The sequence below is a fragment of the Candidatus Lokiarchaeota archaeon genome, from assembly GCA_014730275.1.
In the GTDB taxonomy this organism is placed as follows: Archaea; Asgardarchaeota; Thorarchaeia; order Thorarchaeales; family Thorarchaeaceae; genus WJIL01.
This window is the reverse complement of the sequence record WJIL01000081.1, coordinates 1-15,920: the sequence shown is the minus strand read 5'-3', so window position 1 is coordinate 15,920 and position 15,920 is coordinate 1. Positions and strand designations below refer to the sequence as shown.

The following is a 15,920-nucleotide window of genomic DNA, read 5'->3' as shown; positions in this document are numbered from 1 at the left end:
ACCCCTCAATGGGGTATTCTAATATTTGTCAGCAGTTAGTCTTGCTCCAATTATGCCAGGTACGAAGAGTAGAGCAAAGGCTACGCCAAGATCAATTGCAATATTCCTAGCAATATCTGCGAGTAGCTCTACTGAACTAGGATCTAGGCCTAATGAAAGCACGGTGTAACCCAAGAAGAAAAGACCCATCGCAATGAGTGATGCGAAGAGCATTCTGACGCCGCTCTTTGAGACCAGTCCGGCTATGAATCCCGCTACACCCAATGCAACTAGAGGGCCATATGCCCCACCGGTCGCAAAGGTATATGGGAATATTAATTGACCGAACAAGAGAGCCCCCCATATCTCCAGCTGACCTGTTACATCTCCAGAATTCAGAATTAGTTGAATTTGCTCAACGGTTAGTCCAAGAATCTGAAACGCGCCTATTATAATCGCAACCACGAGGGCGATTATTAGGGCCATGATTGTTCTAAATGGCATTGTTTTTTCACTTCTCCGTATACTATAGAGTGGCTCTGTTAGTCTTCTCTCTGCAGGCTTTTATATTTCTTGGCTCGATGAAGCATAGAGAAATGGTCATTGCCAATTTCAAAAATATCGATGGTGTGTTCTCTCAACGGCTGATCGGTGTTTCGTGAGTAGCTTATGAATCCGAGGGGGTAAATCCATTGATTCCAAGTCTGAAAAGGAAAACCAACCGACTTCAGCTTCAGGATATTCCGGTTGAGCTTCTTCATCCAGGGCTCGTGCGAGATAGTGATTCAGTACATAGTGAAACTTGACAATATCTTCACCGTCAGGAATAATCAAATCCGCAGTACTGAGCAGCCCGAGTACCTCCACATCTATCCCTGTTTCCTCTCGAACCTCGCGAATCACCGCGCCCTCTTGGGTTTCTCCTAATTCAATGAGGCCACCAGGTATACTCCAGAGACCCTCCCCTGGATCTTTGTCTCGCTTCACAAGCAGAATACCATCGGCACCAACCACAATAGCTCCAACTCCCGGAAGGGCTCCTGATGGATACTCTCGCGAATCCACGATTACCACTCTACATATCAGATATCAGCAAGTGCATCAGGCATTGGAATAACCGAATTACATTCTAGACAATTTCGGTCTCGATGAATATCGAAGCCTTCCTCTTTCTCATAGGGTAATCGGAGGTACGTTCCACAGTGCCTGCAATGGATCTTGACATACCGACGTAGCTTGAATGACATAGTCCATGCGTGTTCAGCTTCATCTACCGAACCCAGTTTCTCATAGGCTGCAGCCAACTTCACCCAAGGAGCAGCTGAACAGTGATTCTGGCTAACAAAGTATAGCAAGTAATCAACCAGCTTCTCGATTTGACCAAGCTGTTCATAGATATAGGCAAGTGCTTTCCATGAATGGGGATTGTCTCGCCCAATTTCACGAATCTGGGTGATTAAATCATCACGCCTATCAGGTTTCCCTTCATGGTGGGCGACTATCGCCAATCGTGATAGAGGTGTCAGATTCTTGGGCTGCTTATCCAGTGCCTGTTCGAAGAAGGCCTTGGCTTTTCGGAAGTTTCTCTTTTGTAGGTTCAATTCACCCTGCAAAAATAAGGTTCGAGAGTCCTTAGGACCGATTTTTGTTGCCTGTTCGATGTAGGCTTTCACCTTTGTAAGACGCCCTTGTTTCAAAAGCATATACGCGAAATTTGACAACGCTAGGAGAGACTCAGGACGTCGCTTGTAGACCTCGTACCACTGGCGGCAGGCACCAGTGTAGTCCCCTAATCTGTAAAGACCAATTGCGTATAGGCTCCTCAAATAGACATTACCAGAAAACCGACTCACTGCTTCTCGAGCTGTTTCAATCAGCTCAGCATAACGCTTCTGTGCCAGAAGAATTCTACCTACATCCTTCCACGCTTCAGGTTCACCAGGGTCAAGGCGAATAGCCCGTCTTAGGTGAATTTCTGCCTCGTCGAGTTGTCCAAGAGCTTCAAGTGCTCGACCAAGAAAGAGAGAAACCACACAATGTTCTTCCAATAGTTCATCTGCTGTTTTCAAAACATCTACTGCTTTCTCAGCGTTTTCAGCTTGGACATAGGCAATTCCAAGGAGAACCAGAGTGTCGGGATCAGTTTCATCCTCCGCGAGGTTTTCTTCTAGGATAGAAATAGCATCTTCAAAGCGGCACTCAGCCAGTGCTCGCTTTGCGTCCTCTATGGCCTCGGAAGTCACTTGATTTGAATCCCCGGTAATGGATGAGTACCATACTGGCTGAGAATCCAGCTGGCCTTTCTTTCATGAAGGCTGGTCAATCGGATTATAAAGAGATTAGCTTATGGCAACTAGAAAGCTCATGAAGTCCAAAAAGTATGCCACACCGTTTGCGAAGCTTCATGCTGTGAGCCTTTTGTCCCAAAAAGACAGGATTCGCAAATTTGCACACGCAATAGGAAATGCTGTGACCGACGGCGACTACGTTATTGAACTGGGTGCTGGTTCCGGTATACTTTCCCTGTTGGCTGCTCAAGCTGGAGCAGAAAAAGTAACAGCCATAGATATCAACTCCAGCTCGATAGCATACGCAAGGCAAGCTGCACGAGAGAACAATCTGGACAAAACAATGGAATTCGTAACAAGCCACTATCTTGAGTTCAAACCAGAACAAAAAGCTGATGTTGTGATCTGTGAAATGCTCTCATCTATGCTTCTTGTGGAGCAGCAGGTAACGGCTTCTTTTCATGCTGTATCGAGCTTCTTGCGGGAAGAAGGAACAATCATGCCGAGAAGGGCACGAGTGTATGCAGTTCCAGTATCATGTCATTCGATACTAGAGCGATTCAAATGGAACGGGCTTGTTTTTCCCAGAGTCCCACAAACAGTCGGGTCAGACCAGTTTACGCCTTTAAGCGAAACCAATCTGCTGGCTAAATTTGATTTCTCCAAGCAGACTATCCCTGAAAAGGTTGACAAAACACTCGAATTTTCAATCCAGCAAGAGAGCATCTTGACCGGTGTAGTGGGCTATTTCGAAGTTGACCTCGATGAGGAGACAACTATTTCCATGGAAGACGGGTGGCGGCACCTCTTCCTCCCTCTTAAAAAAGCAAAACACGTGCAGGAGGGAGATTCGGAGAGAATACGAATAGCATACCTACCCGGTCAACTGGATAGCCTTGCGATTCAGCTCCGCTAAGCGAACATGGATCCAATATGTGGACAGCGGTGCAGATTTGTCCATGGAGAGGGCATCAAGCTTTTAACTGACAGCTAGTGCCTTCAGCATGGAATTCAATGGAGATATTCCAGGAGAAATTCCGAAATGGAACTGAAAGGACCGCTCTGTTATCTGCTTGATTTCGATGATATATATCAATACGCGTATCAAACCAGCCAAAAGATAAAGGACTCCGGATGGCGACCAGACGCGGTGGTGGGCGTCGCACGAGGAGGATGGGTTCACGCTAGGCTCCAGTGCGATTTTCTAGCTGTGAAGGAGCTCTACAGTGTTAAGGTCGATCATTGGGGTGTAACAGCCACAAAGGACGGAGAGGCCAAACTCACCTGTCCGATAAAGGTAGATCTTGAAGGCAAGAAAGTGTTGGTAGTAGACGATATCACTGATACTGGACAAAGCCTGACATTGGCTGTCAATCACGTCAAGGATGAGGGAAATGCTGATGATGTCAAGTCTGCAACCCTCATGCACATTCAAGGGTCAGAATTCGAACCAGACTTTTACGGCATATCAATCAACTGGGCATGGGAAATTTTTCCATGGAACTTCTACGAAGATTTAACTTCATTAATTTCAAAAATATTTGAAGGAGAGAATACTGACGAAATGACCACGCAACAGCTCAAGAAGCAATTGCGTGAGTACAATAATATAGTTCTCTCAGATGAACGCCTGTCCAAAGTCAAACAGCATATGGGCGACCTAGGGATTATTGAATACCCACTAGACAAGAGATGGCGACTCAAGGAGTAGATCACCGACTCACAGCTCGTCACCTATTTATGGGAGGAGGGGAGTTGCAGTAATAGAGCAAAAGGAGAGTTGATTATAGATGGCCTTTGAAGCTGAACCGTCGCTAGTTCCGGTGGACCCGGAGAAGAGAGAAGAGTTGGAGGAGCTAATGCCCATTGAAGTCGGGCTTTTTGGTGGCAGCGGGAATTATGATCCCGAAGTCATAGATAACCCAATCGAAGTGAAGGTGTTCACTCCCTATGGTGCTCCGTCTGATAATTTCATTGTTGGCAATGTGAAAGGAAAGACCCTAGCATTTCTGGCGAGACATGGGAGAAACCACCACTTACCACCCCACAAAATCAACTACCGTGCCAATGTGTGGGGCATGAAGAGTCTTGGTGTCAAGAGGATCATAAGCCCCTGCGCATGTGGAAGCCTGCAGCCTGAGAAAATTGACCTAGGCGAGTTTGTGATAACAGATCAGATTTTCGACAGGACTTTCGGGCAGCGAGAGGACACTTTCTTTGATGGTGGAACAATTGCCCACTTGCCTTTTGGAGAGCCTTATTGCCCAGAGATGCGCAAGCTGACCATAGAGACGGCAAACGACTTGGACTACAAAGTTCACGAAGAGGGAACGTACGTCTGCATCAATGGTCCCAGATTCTCGACCTATGCAGAATCGATCTTCTACCATAAGCAAGGTTTCGATGTCATTGGTATGACTGCATACCCAGAGACCTCGTTGGCTCGTGAAGCGGGTATCTGCTTTGTATCAATAGCTATGCCTACAGACAAAGATGTCTATGGAGAACACCATGTTACCCACGAGCAGGTCCTCAAAACCATGTCAGACAATATCGAGCGGGTCAGGAAACTAACCTACGAACTCATTCCAAAGATTCCAGAAAAAGCCAGCTGTGATTGTCAGACAGCAATGGAGAATGCGCTCTTCTAAAAACAAGAAGGGATTGTGAGCCAAAAAAGCAGCTCACAATCGTTTTCATTTTTTCATGTTCTCACGGGAACGCGTGACAGGGACTTTGTACCGGGTGACTCCTACCAATCGTCGTCGTCATCCCAGTCGTCATCTTCGTCCCAGTCGTCATCTTCGTCCCAATCGTCACTGTCCCAATCTTCGTCGATTCGGATCACGATTTTTCACCTAGGAAGAGGGCCCTCCAACGATTGAGTTAAACATACAGTCGATGGAAAGCAAATTTATGAATGAATAAACCATCGAATAAGGACACAGATGAAATAATAGAAAGGAAATAAGAGTTATCCACTTCGAAAGCAACAGTAAAACAAATAATAACCATTTAAAACATGGATTAGGAAATATGAGAAATTCCCCTAATTGTCACTATTGGTAAGCGAAGAGGAATATCTACAGCAAAGTGTTTAAACAGACAAAGAGCGGAAGAATAGTGCCGTGACAGTCTACGATTTCAATATAGCTGATGATGGAGAAGCTATTGAAGCCAAGCGTAAGCAGAAGCGCTACCTCCTTCTCATTCCGAAAAAGGGGGAACAACACGAAAAGCTAGCCAGGTTTCTCAAATCTGACTTCGCGCTCAAGAAACAGGAAGGGGGCGTGTACATTGTGCGGGGAAATCCCAAGAAACTCAAAAAGCTGCTGTCAGAAGTGACCCACATCATCTTCACCAGAGCTCGTCAAATCCCAAAGGGAAACAACCTCGAAACCCCAGACGAGTTTCTCGCATACAAAATCGTAGCATATTCTCTTCCCAAATCAACTGTGCAGCAAAGAAAGAAGGTTCAAAGACTCTGTGAAAAAGCTGGAGCTCTCAAGATTCACAGAGGTGTTCTTCTATTCCCTCAACTACGAAAAAAGGACTACAAACGCTTCTACTCAAAGGCGAGCACACTTGGGTTACTAGATGCAAAGAAGATATCCGAAAGCCTTCGTGAGGCGGGCGCCTATGTCTCTCGTTGGACAAGACTTCGACCACTCGGAACAAGAAGTAATGACGTGCTTGAAGAGTTGGTCTCGTCTGCATCAAGAACCGAGCTGAAACGGCTCAATAGAAGAATCAAGGGATTGTTGGAACGATCTAAGAAACAAGAGACCAAGCTAGAGAGCTTGAAATCTACCTACTCTAGTTTGCGAAATCAGATAAGGCGCCTTCGCATTAAATATAGTCTTCTTTACAGAATATGGGGGCTAGATGCCAAGAAAGAAATTCACAGCAGCTACAACAGGCTTCTTAGAGTGAAGAAGCACATAATGAAAAATCGATAGCGTTGCAACTCGGAGGGTTACCACACGTCCAATTCATCATCTTCGAACTCATCACCCCAATATTCCTCAGGAAGAGGCACATCATCCCAGCTCTCGTCAACAACAGGCTTGGATTCCTTTGATTCCGACATTACAGAATCACCCTTTGTTACGTATATGACATGAGGGGAATATGGCCTTTTCTATAGGTTCTTCAAACAGCACATAAGAAAGAAGAAATCAAATATTGTTGAAGGAACAAAGGCAGTAAGAGACGAGTTAGAATGACAGGAGGTAAAATCAGACTTGGTGTTGCGCAGATAGAACCGGTTGTATCCGAACCCAGCACCAATTTCAATAGAATGGAGAAGGCTTTGTACAGAGCAGAGGAAGAGAACGTAGACATATTGGTCCTTCCCGAACTTGCAAATTCGGGTTACGTCTTTAAGAACAGGAAAGAGGCACTTATGAATAGTGAAGAAATCCCAGGAGGGAAGACGTGTCAACTGCTCAGCCAATGGTCGAGAGAAAACACTTTGGTGGTATCCGGGATGTGTGAACAGGACGGTGACAATCTCTACAATACTTCTGTTGCGTTTGGCAATGGAAAGATGCTTGAAAAATACAGGAAAATCCATTTGTTTGATAATGAGCTGAACATATTTGCCGCCGGATTTGAAGAACCACCTGTTTTTAGCTATCGTGGTTTTCGATATGGTATGATGATTTGCTTCGACTGGGCTTTTCCTGAAACAGCAAGGATTCTCGCTCTCAAGGGTGCACAGGTGATACTACATCCTGCTAATTTGGTTCTGCCTTTCTGTCAGAAAGCTATGATTACACGTTCTATTGAAAACAAGATTTTCACCGCTACAGCTAATCGAATCGGAGAAGAGCGAGGTGTTTCATTTTCGGGACAATCCCAAATAACAAATCCAGGAGGAGAGGTTCTTGTTTCCCTTGACGAAGAAGAAACCGGGATTGCTTTCACAGATATTGATCCAAGTCAAGCCGACAATAAGATGATTACCACACGGAATCATGTACTGAAGGATAGAAAACCTGAATTGTATTCAAGACTCACCGCGCCTGGCGAGGATCCCTAGGCCGTCTGCCTTCTACGTCTGCTGCAGGATACTTCTCTCGATTAACGTCCATCTTGGACATAATCGCACTCGATGCATCTATTGAAGCTACATCAGCTAGCCTAAGAAGGTAAATCATGATGTCAGCGATTTCATAGGATAGCTTCTCTCGATATTGAGCCTCACTTAGTGCTTGTTCCACTTCTTCATCAGTAAGCCATTGAAACAGCTCAAGAAGCTCGCCCAGCTCCACCCCCGCCGATATGGCCAGAGATTTTGGCTTATGAAACTGTTCCCAATCCCGTTCTCGTACGAATTCACGTATGATATCAACGAGCTCACTCAGTGTTGGCTCGTTCTTTGGCAAGGGCAGCACCCATAAACTACTCTTCGCCGCGGATTACCCGTCGAAGAAGCCAGATGCTGTACAAACAGAATATTTGAATAACAAGCAAGAAGGATAGAAGTGGACTATCCGAAAACTGGGGAAAAAGTGACCTTCCTAAGCCCACCCAGGAAAGGGTATCAGCAACACCCAAGACAGCACAAGCTATCACAACTATTGCATTTGCTATCCCACCATATTTCAGGCGAGATCCCTCGGTTGTGAACCAAATTCGAAGTCCAATTATGGTCCCCGCAGAGGCGATTATAATCAAACCATACATTCCCAATAGGGTATAGTTCCAAACTGCCCAGACATCCACCGGTGTCAGAAGAACAATTCCAAGGCCAATGAGTGTTAGCACAAGTACTGTCTTTGGCCAGGGATCCTCAAAGAAAGAAGGCCCCATTTCGAGATATTCGTCATAGCTCCTCTGTTCTTCGGATTCAATGATATCCCCGCTTTCTTTATCATTCTCAGGGGCATTTTGCTCTGAACTCATTTTGTTCTCCTCTCTTTTTGGTATGAGTTTTTAGTCTCCATCCCGGTTAAAATACTTGTTATCAATGTGTGGCAGTTTCAAGCATGAAATTAATTCTGAAATCTATTACAAAAGAATAAGCATTAAATCCACAAAAGGTAGAATGAAATTATGACTTCGGTGGAGCTCTCTCATCTAAGAACGGCGCGGGAATTGAAAGAGAAGGGTGAAAACCGAAAGGCGATTGAAGCCTATGAGGAGTACCTCGAGAGCAATCCAGAGGACATCCAAGCACTCAATGAAATGGGGAAACTCAAGATAATCATTGGTGCACAGGATGAAGCGGTAGCTGCATTCAACAAAGCAATCCAGTTGGTTCCCCAAAACGCTGAAGGATATTCAAACAAAGCAGAAGCCTATCTAAGCATAGGTGATTTTGATAATGCGTTGAAAGCAAGCAACGAAGGTCTAGAAAACAATGGGCATTCGGCTTTGCTCTGGAAGAAAAAGGCTAGAGCGCTCGAAAGCATGATGAAGATTGATGACGCAATAGTAGCCTACAAGGAGGCTTTGAAAGCCGATTCCTCCGATCCCAGCACGTGGAAAGCACTTGCACTTTGTTTTGATGCGAAACAGAAATGGGATGAAGTTGCCCGATCTTACAGGATAGCTGCGAATCTTCATGATAGCCGTGGTGAGAAAAGAGAAGCAGAAAGGTGCCGCAGATTCGCAAAACAGGCTGAAGAAACCGAATGAGTTCGGTAGATGAGAAACAGCTTTGCACTGGCTAGATCCTGTAGAAAGGGGATCATATTCTCAGTCTGAATCCCCTTCCTCAGGATGAACCAATCACCTTCTTTTCTTGATGAAGCCAACTACCACAGCCGCAATAATGACTGCAACTGCAATGATTATCGTGGTCATGTCAGGTGGGGGAGTCGTGGTCGTTGTAGTCGGGCTCGTTGTTGTGGTCGTTGTAGTCGGGCTCGTTGTTGTGGTCGTTGTCGGAGTAGTTATTATCGAGCCAAGCGAATCACGAACCGGAATAACCATTTCCATACCCTCGTGCCACTGGGAGTCAGCCAGTATGTATGCTTTTACTGTGACGTTCGTGCCATCAGATTGTGGAGATATCTCGTAGAAGTAATTCTCCAGGTCATCTTCCGCTGATGTGAAATTGTTTGCCGTTATGGTATGATTGACCCACGAGCCATCATCTATCTTGGTGCCCAAGATGACTTCTTCTACACCCTGTGCTGGATCAGAATCGTAAAGCTCGTGAGCGTAAACAGTGACATTGATCACAGAATCGCTCTTCGGTATATTGGGATCCCAGTACAGGTTAACATAATCCATCACATCACAGTCTGCTATGCCCCAATCAAAATCGTATACCTGCTGGTACCATTGAGCAACTCCCTCGTGTTCAATGATTACTCCAGCCTCACGATTCTCAGATATGCTTTCATCGCTGTAGTTGATACTTGAGATGAGTACTATCCTTCCATCTACGATGATTCCCTTGTTATGGTTCGCAGAAAACCATCGGCTATCTTGCCAGACCACAGGAATTCCGTGCGACTCAAAATGGGATGATATCTCAAGGAAATCCTTCTCTTCTTCAGTAATAACGCGCACCGTTACACCGCGTTCTTTGGCGGCAACTATGGCATCAACAACTTGGTCAACTTCTGCTCCACCCTCAAAATCGGTGAAATACGGGATTTGTATGTCCAATGTGGCTTGTGCGTTGTTTATGCAGTAGAGAATGCCTTGAAGGCTTGTTTCCGGGCTGAAGATTGGTGTAACATTCATCTCGCCACTAAACTTGCCGGGCTGACTGAATGGCCGTTCATATGTGCTAGAGGCTTGGTCATAGGATAGTGGTTCACCTGTTCCATGTTCACCTGCATCATAGGGTGTGCCTCGGCTCCAATCGTGGTCGAAAACGGACAGGTATGAAGCCGCCACGTCTGTATCTGTCATAGCTATGCTCCATTCGCGGTTCGATTTCTTCCCGGGTTCAGGAAAGCTTGTCTTCGCCCAGTTTCCGGCGTGAACCACAGCAGTCTCGTTGTCAACAACGAAGAACTTCTGATGTGCAAAATAGAAATCGGAGTCATTTGTCCATCTGACGTCGTATCCGAGCTCGGTCAGATTATTAGCAACGTAATCATTGGGATTATAGTAGCCAAGACTGTTCCACCCAAGCAGGAATTTCATCTCAAGACTTGGCTTCTCATCGTGCAGTTCGTGAATCAGATCCAAAATATACGGATTATTCACACCGTATATCTCCACATATATACTACTTTCTGCACTGCGGAGCAAATGCCAGAGCTCGTCTCTGCTACCATCGGGAGCTACAAAGGTCGTGACGTTCATATTCTTCTCGAACGTCTCCCAGGTGACTTGTGAAGGTTGATAGTTCTGTGCCGGAGTTCTGGCGGCGTTAGAAGGCATAGAGAAAGCAGCCACACCAGCAAAGAGAATCAAAAACAAAGTCAGCATACTAACGTACTTGCGCAGGTTCATGATAGTCTCTCACTTTGAAACCGTATAACAGCGACAGCAATAAATCAATCGAATTGCACGTAGTGGCACTAGCAAACTGACGAGTGTGATACAAATGAAGCTATTCTACAAAGTGAGCCCCCAAGCATACAAGCAGAAAATGGCTGAAGTCAAGGAGAAGTTCGGTATGCATCAGGAAGTCGATGAGGAGAAGACGATTCTGATGCTTGATGATACCTCCAAAATAGAACGAATCACAGGTAGTTACCACCCAAGAGAGGATGATGAAGCCTTGGTGAGGATTGTGCTGCATGAAGAATCATTGAAGGACTTTTTTGATCACGTTTTTGGAGAGCCGTTCCTCGTCAAGTAGTCTAGCTCAACATCAAACCAAACTGAAAACGACATATACAAAACTTTGAAAAGCCGCTCAAGGCACGCCAACGAAACACACTCCTCCTTAGCTGTAAAGCTATAATACCAAAACAAACAGGAGAGCTTCCCACATATGGAGACCTTCGGAGAAGACCAAGAACAAGGCGAATTTGAAAGATCTCTAGGTCTCGTTGGCGCTACTAGCTTAGGTCTAGGTGCCATGCTGGGTGGGGGAATCTATGTCATTTCAGGAAAAGCTGCAGGGATGGTCGGACCCGTCATTGTGTTCGCATATCTGGTAACAGGTATAATGACACTCTTTACAGCAATAAATTACGCAGAGTTGGCATGTTCCATTCCCAAACAGGGTGGCGGCTATACTTTTGCACACGATACTCTTGGTGGCTTCCCGGCGTTTCTGACGGGATGGTTCCTTTTCTTCGGCAATTTGGTGGCCTGCGGGCTATATTCGCTCGCCGTTGCTCACACGCTTGTCGTTTTCATTCCAGGAGCAACTCAACAGACAGTCGCCATAATAGCCATCATCATAATCATCATCACATTCGTAACAAATGTTGTCAGCGTAAAGGGAGTGTCAGGCGTTCTCGGTATTCTAAACGTCGGTCAGTCGCTTGTTCTGTTCTCGTTTATTGCCATAGGATTATTCTTCATTGAACCCTCTAATCTTCAACCACTGGTTGCCCAAGGGACTGGAATTTACGAGTTCATGTCAGCAGTTTCATTTATTTACATCAGTTTCGTCGGTTTTGAGCTCATAACCACCGCAACGGAGGAAATCAAGGATCCAGCACATAATATTCCTCGAGCTATTATGCTCACATTGATCATAGCCACAGTTGTCTACATGCTTGCTTCTCTTGTGCTTGTAGGTGTCGTACCATACGGAGATGTTGCTGATTCTGCCACTCCGATATCGTATGTCTTTAACAGAATGCTTGGGCCAGGAGCATTTTACTTCGGTTTGGCAGGAATGGCGGCTTCCAATTATGCCGCCCTAAATGCAACGTTTATGGCGACGGCTCGTGTTGCATATTCTCTCGGAAGAGACAACTACTTCCCCAGTATTCTCAAACGAGTGAACCCGAAATTCAGCACACCGATACCTGCTCTCGCTCTTACTCTGATTGTCGTAAGTGCATTTGCCGCATCAGGCAACGTAGAGTTCGTGGCGTCAGTTGCTGATTTTGGATACTTGGTGGGCCTCGCCATCGTAAATGCTTCAGTGATTGCATTGCGGTGGAAAGGGCTCAGCGTACCTGACACATTCAAATCGAAGTTTTTCCCAGCAGTACCGATTTTGGGTGTTATTACCTGTCTGATTCTCGTTCCTACGCTGCATATCGAGGCGCTTGTTCTTGGCGGGGTGTTAACGTTGGTTGGTCTGCTCGTGTATGGGGCATACTCCAGACGAAAGAAAATGAACCACACATAATCAGAGCGACAGATATGTAAGAAAAAAAGGGATGAACCATAAGCCATTGTTCTGAAGAATTGCTTCGACGAAGCGTTCATGGTTTTTTCGCTGCAGAACAGAAATGCATCAGTCAACACAATGGGAAATTCAGTTGCGAAAATCCAACCCAGATACTCCGCAGCTCGAAAGACTGCATCTAGTGAATATCCACGGATGCCATAAAGAGACAATGCGAGGAAAGCAAATGAACCGAGTCATCCAGCTGCTGACTTCTTGAAAGCTGTACCGGAAAATAGATGGAACCCACCTACAATGTTCTCTGAAAGCCAGCAGTTCATGCCCGAAAATCTAACCATGTTTGCTGCCCACCCTATCAGGCTTTTGACTAAGTGCAAGCTTATCATAGAATGCTCTGGAAAAATAAAAGCTGTCACAAAGAATCAGTCGAGTTATCCTTCTCTATCGAGCCATTCCCTCAGGGATTTAGCCAACCTAGACGATATGCCTTGAACATCAGCAAGTGCATCAACACTGGCTTCTCTTATTTCCTGATAGCTTCCGAATGCCCTCAACAAAGCGCTGCGTCTTTTTGGACCTATACCCGGAGCTTCTTCAAGAATCGATCCAGTGAAGCGTTTCTCCCTCAGCTTGTGATAGTAACGCTGAGCGAATCTGTGTGCTTCATCCCGGACCTGTTGGACGAGTCTAAGCGCCGGAGAGTCTTTCTGAAAAGCAATGCCATCTGGCCTGTCACGGGTATAGAGAATCTCATCCCTCTTCGCAAGAGCAGCAACCTTCAGGTACTCCAAACCTACTTCTGAAAGCGCTTCTACTGCTGCACCCAGTTGTCCCTTTCCACCATCAATCAGGATCAAATCAGGCAGCTCGTTGGAGTGTTCAAGCATAGAACGGTATCGTCGCGAAACCACTTCTCTCATCATGGCATAGTCATCTGGAGTATCTATCGACCGGATGCGGAAATGCCTATACGAAGAATTCTCTGGTTGCCCATTCTTGAAGACAACACAAGAGCCAGTCGCGTCAGAACCTTGTATGTTCGCAATATCAAAACCTTCGATGTGGAATGGGGCATGTCGGAGATTGAGCGTGTTCCGCAGTTCCCTTACCCCCTCATTGACAACCTCTTCCTCCCTCTGGTCCAATATCAGAATCCTTCTGAGAGCCCGCTTTGCATTCATGTTGGCCATATGAATCAGTTCTTTGGTTTTCTCGGTATCGGGAAGGCCTATACGAACAGGGTGCCGCTCTGTCTCACTCAGCCATTTACCTAGTTCTTTTCGTTTCTCAATTGCTACAGGCATTATGATTTCTTCGGGAACCTCTGGCGAAGAGAAATAGAATTGCTCCACAAAAGCCTGCAGAACTTCGTTGTCTGTCGTATCAAGCTCCACTTCGAAAAAAAAGTTGTCATGACCAACTAAACGACCATTTCTCACCAGTAGAATCTCGACAAGAGCCGCGTGTTCAGTACGGGACACACCCAGAACATCCCGATTAATACCATCAGTTTGCACAACCTTCTGTCTTCGCATAACGATATCAAGGTCATCGATTCTGTCTCTGATGGTCGCTGCCTTTTCGAACTGCAGTTCTTGCGCGGCTTTCTGCATTCGCTCCTTTAGCAGCTTGCGCAGTTCATCTCCTTTTCCATCCAAATACATACACATGTCCTCAACCAGGGAAAGATAGTCCTCTCGTTTGATGTTCCCCATACATGGGCCAGTACAACGTTCAAGATGGTAGTCCATGCATTCCCGATTCACAGCATCAGGATCATTGCACATTGCAACGGGAATGAATCGACGAAGTGTGTCAAGCAACCGTTCCAAACGTCGAGTGCTTCCAAATGGACCAAAGTACCTAGCACCATCCCGCTTTGCATCCCTAGTAACCTGCAACGCAGGAATTTCGGCGTCCAGGTCAACTCTAATCCAGGCATGACGTCTGTCATCTTTCAACGCAATATTATACCGTGGCTTGTGTTTCTTAATCATGGTCGCTTCGAGAAGGAGAGCCTCACGTTCGGTGTTCGTGAGTATGGTCTCGATATCTTCAGCTCGGTTCATCATCTCCCAAGTCTTTCTGTCAAGGCTGCGGGTACGAAGATATGACCGAACACGCTTTCTTAGTGACTTCGCCTTTCCAATGTAGAGAATCGTTTCGGTCGCATCTTTCCACATATATACACCTGGAGAGTCTGGAATGCCATTTACAAGCTGATCGAGATTTCCACTTGAATTCACGTTTACCTAACACCTTCTGAAATCATGATGCATTTGAAGGGCTGCCAAGGATTTCTCACCATTCGCTTGCCAATTTCAATAAGAATGACTGTTTACACTTTTGTTTGTCTGCAATTCAATTATTGCCCATAGCAACTAGTTCGCTATGCTAAAGAAACCCCGAAGCCTGAACTTTACATTGGAATATATTCAATTTCGAAACTTCCTTTTTTTCCGCTATATAGTCCTTTTTTGGAGTGTATTGGCCCGCCATCGCCCCAAGCAATTGCAATAGAATGAATTGTATGTGGCGGAAAAATCTTCAAAGAACGAACAGCTTCCAAGAATTCCTGCCTGCTTTCATAGTCATTGGGTTCGCACCCCTCAAGGCTCTCTCTGTGGTTGCTTCCCTTTGTGTATTTGCGCCCTTCCACTAGATACCATTCGCCATCAGCTGCTTCAGTGAGTAAGTCCAGCATAGTCTTTGTTCGATCTGTAGTATTGTGCACCATATAGAATGATGAACTACTGTTGGTGACAAATCCGTATCGTAACTTCACAGAAGCACTCCCCAACTGCCGGTTGTTTTTGATTCAGATATATCTTGGATGTCTTTTGAATCTACCGAGCGTTGTTTCATCAGTTCCCATCTCACTCAGACTATCATGAAGTGGATAGCGTTATGCCAGTCTTCTTGAGAACCTCGCGTATCTGCTCCACTTCCTCAGCAGAGGCATATGACCCTATTTCTAGTTCAGACAGGATTTTCCTTCCGTAGTAAGTTCCTCGCAAATCCTTAATCCACAATCCGCTCTTTCCTGTTGGAATGTCAAGCTCAATCGATTCGATCTCTTCTTTTCTACTCTCAAGAATTGCCGGTATCAGTACTGCAGCACGGGTTTCTTTCATCCTTTCAATATCTAGGCCAAAAGTGGGCCCCTTTTCTTCGACCTGTTTTTGTACAAGCTCTATTGCAAAATCATAGGCCGCTTCCTGCCCCTCTGCAAAGTCAGCGTCATCAGGAATAGCATCCAACAAGCGAGAAGAAACAGCTTGCAATCCATAGAACTCGGGCATACCCAACGCACTGACCACAAGACATACGGGCAATCCCTCAAGTCTCGTCTTCAGACTTGGCCAACCAGAATTCTCAACCACTTCCCTAGAAAGCTCAATCCCGGGAACGGTTTCTATTTT

At 45.7% G+C, this 15,920-nt stretch carries 16 protein-coding genes; 8 read left to right on the top strand and 8 right to left on the bottom strand.

The annotated features are described in order from the left end of the window. Positions 1–18 precede the first annotated feature (18 nt). The 3 genes from GF309_09010 to GF309_09000 form a co-directional block, all read right to left on the bottom strand. Positions 19–483, bottom strand: coding sequence for a hypothetical protein (locus GF309_09010; GenBank protein ID MBD3158912.1), 465 nt, complete (start codon positions 481–483; stop codon positions 19–21). Positions 484–591: 108 nt separating this feature from the next. Continuing rightward, on the bottom strand, positions 592–1,065 hold the full coding sequence (locus GF309_09005) for an NUDIX domain-containing protein (protein MBD3158911.1): 474 nt from the start codon (positions 1,063–1,065) through the stop codon (positions 592–594). Further along, positions 1,062–2,222, bottom strand: coding sequence for a tetratricopeptide repeat protein (locus GF309_09000; GenBank protein ID MBD3158910.1), 1,161 nt, complete (start codon positions 2,220–2,222; stop codon positions 1,062–1,064). Before GF309_09000 ends, GF309_09005 begins: the two co-directional genes overlap by 4 nt. Positions 2,223–2,325: 103 nt before the next feature. On the opposite strand from GF309_09000, the gene GF309_08995 reads away from it, so the two are divergent. The 5 genes from GF309_08995 (at position 2,326) to GF309_08975 (ending at position 7,311) form a co-directional block, all read left to right on the top strand. Then, complete coding sequence (locus tag GF309_08995; protein MBD3158909.1) at positions 2,326–3,183, top strand: methyltransferase domain-containing protein; 858 nt, start codon at positions 2,326–2,328, stop codon at positions 3,181–3,183. 126 nt (positions 3,184–3,309) lie between these two features. Beyond that, the gene (locus GF309_08990) at positions 3,310–3,978 is read left to right on the top strand and encodes a phosphoribosyltransferase (protein ID MBD3158908.1); all 669 of its coding nucleotides are present in this window, start codon (positions 3,310–3,312) and stop codon (positions 3,976–3,978) included. A 148-nt stretch (positions 3,979–4,126) separates the two neighbouring features. Beyond that, complete coding sequence (gene mtnP, locus GF309_08985; GenBank protein MBD3158907.1) at positions 4,127–4,918, top strand: S-methyl-5'-thioadenosine phosphorylase; 792 nt, start codon at positions 4,127–4,129, stop codon at positions 4,916–4,918. Between the two features lie 477 nt (positions 4,919–5,395). Continuing rightward, a complete protein-coding gene (locus GF309_08980; protein ID MBD3158906.1) occupies positions 5,396–6,226 on the top strand; it encodes a hypothetical protein in 831 nt (276 codons plus the stop codon). A gap of 263 nt (positions 6,227–6,489) precedes the next feature. Then, positions 6,490–7,311, top strand: coding sequence for a hypothetical protein (locus GF309_08975; protein MBD3158905.1), 822 nt, complete (start codon positions 6,490–6,492; stop codon positions 7,309–7,311). On the opposite strand, the gene GF309_08970 is transcribed toward GF309_08975, so the two are convergent. Together GF309_08970 and GF309_08965 are read right to left on the bottom strand one after the other, a co-directional pair. After that, positions 7,286–7,663 (bottom strand): nucleotide pyrophosphohydrolase, encoded by a 378-nt coding sequence (locus GF309_08970; GenBank protein MBD3158904.1) that lies wholly within the window; start codon positions 7,661–7,663, stop codon positions 7,286–7,288. The genes GF309_08975 and GF309_08970 overlap by 26 nt on opposite strands. A gap of 10 nt (positions 7,664–7,673) precedes the next feature. Next, positions 7,674–8,177, bottom strand: a complete 504-nt coding sequence (locus GF309_08965) for a hypothetical protein (protein MBD3158903.1) — start codon at positions 8,175–8,177, stop codon at positions 7,674–7,676. A 150-nt stretch (positions 8,178–8,327) separates the two neighbouring features. Here GF309_08965 and GF309_08960 point away from each other — a divergent pair, with 150 nt between their 5' ends. Then, positions 8,328–8,912 (top strand): tetratricopeptide repeat protein, encoded by a 585-nt coding sequence (locus GF309_08960; protein ID MBD3158902.1) that lies wholly within the window; start codon positions 8,328–8,330, stop codon positions 8,910–8,912. A gap of 93 nt (positions 8,913–9,005) precedes the next feature. On the opposite strand, the gene GF309_08955 is transcribed toward GF309_08960, so the two are convergent. Next, the gene (locus tag GF309_08955) at positions 9,006–10,691 is read right to left on the bottom strand and encodes a hypothetical protein (protein MBD3158901.1); all 1,686 of its coding nucleotides are present in this window, start codon (positions 10,689–10,691) and stop codon (positions 9,006–9,008) included. Positions 10,692–10,785: 94 nt separating this feature from the next. On the opposite strand from GF309_08955, the gene GF309_08950 reads away from it, so the two are divergent. Together GF309_08950 and GF309_08945 are read left to right on the top strand one after the other, a co-directional pair. Further along, complete coding sequence (locus GF309_08950; GenBank protein ID MBD3158900.1) at positions 10,786–11,043, top strand: hypothetical protein; 258 nt, start codon at positions 10,786–10,788, stop codon at positions 11,041–11,043. A 135-nt stretch (positions 11,044–11,178) separates the two neighbouring features. Further along, the gene (locus GF309_08945) at positions 11,179–12,498 is read left to right on the top strand and encodes an amino acid permease (protein ID MBD3158899.1); all 1,320 of its coding nucleotides are present in this window, start codon (positions 11,179–11,181) and stop codon (positions 12,496–12,498) included. 431 nt (positions 12,499–12,929) lie between these two features. On the opposite strand, the gene uvrC is transcribed toward GF309_08945, so the two are convergent. Together uvrC and GF309_08935 are read right to left on the bottom strand one after the other, a co-directional pair. Continuing rightward, positions 12,930–14,744: an excinuclease ABC subunit UvrC gene (uvrC, locus tag GF309_08940; protein ID MBD3158898.1), complete on the bottom strand. Its 1,815-nt coding sequence runs from the start codon at positions 14,742–14,744 to the stop codon at positions 12,930–12,932. 173 nt (positions 14,745–14,917) lie between these two features. After that, on the bottom strand, positions 14,918–15,283 hold the full coding sequence (locus GF309_08935) for a hypothetical protein (protein ID MBD3158897.1): 366 nt from the start codon (positions 15,281–15,283) through the stop codon (positions 14,918–14,920). Between the last annotated feature and the right edge of the window lie 637 nt (positions 15,284–15,920).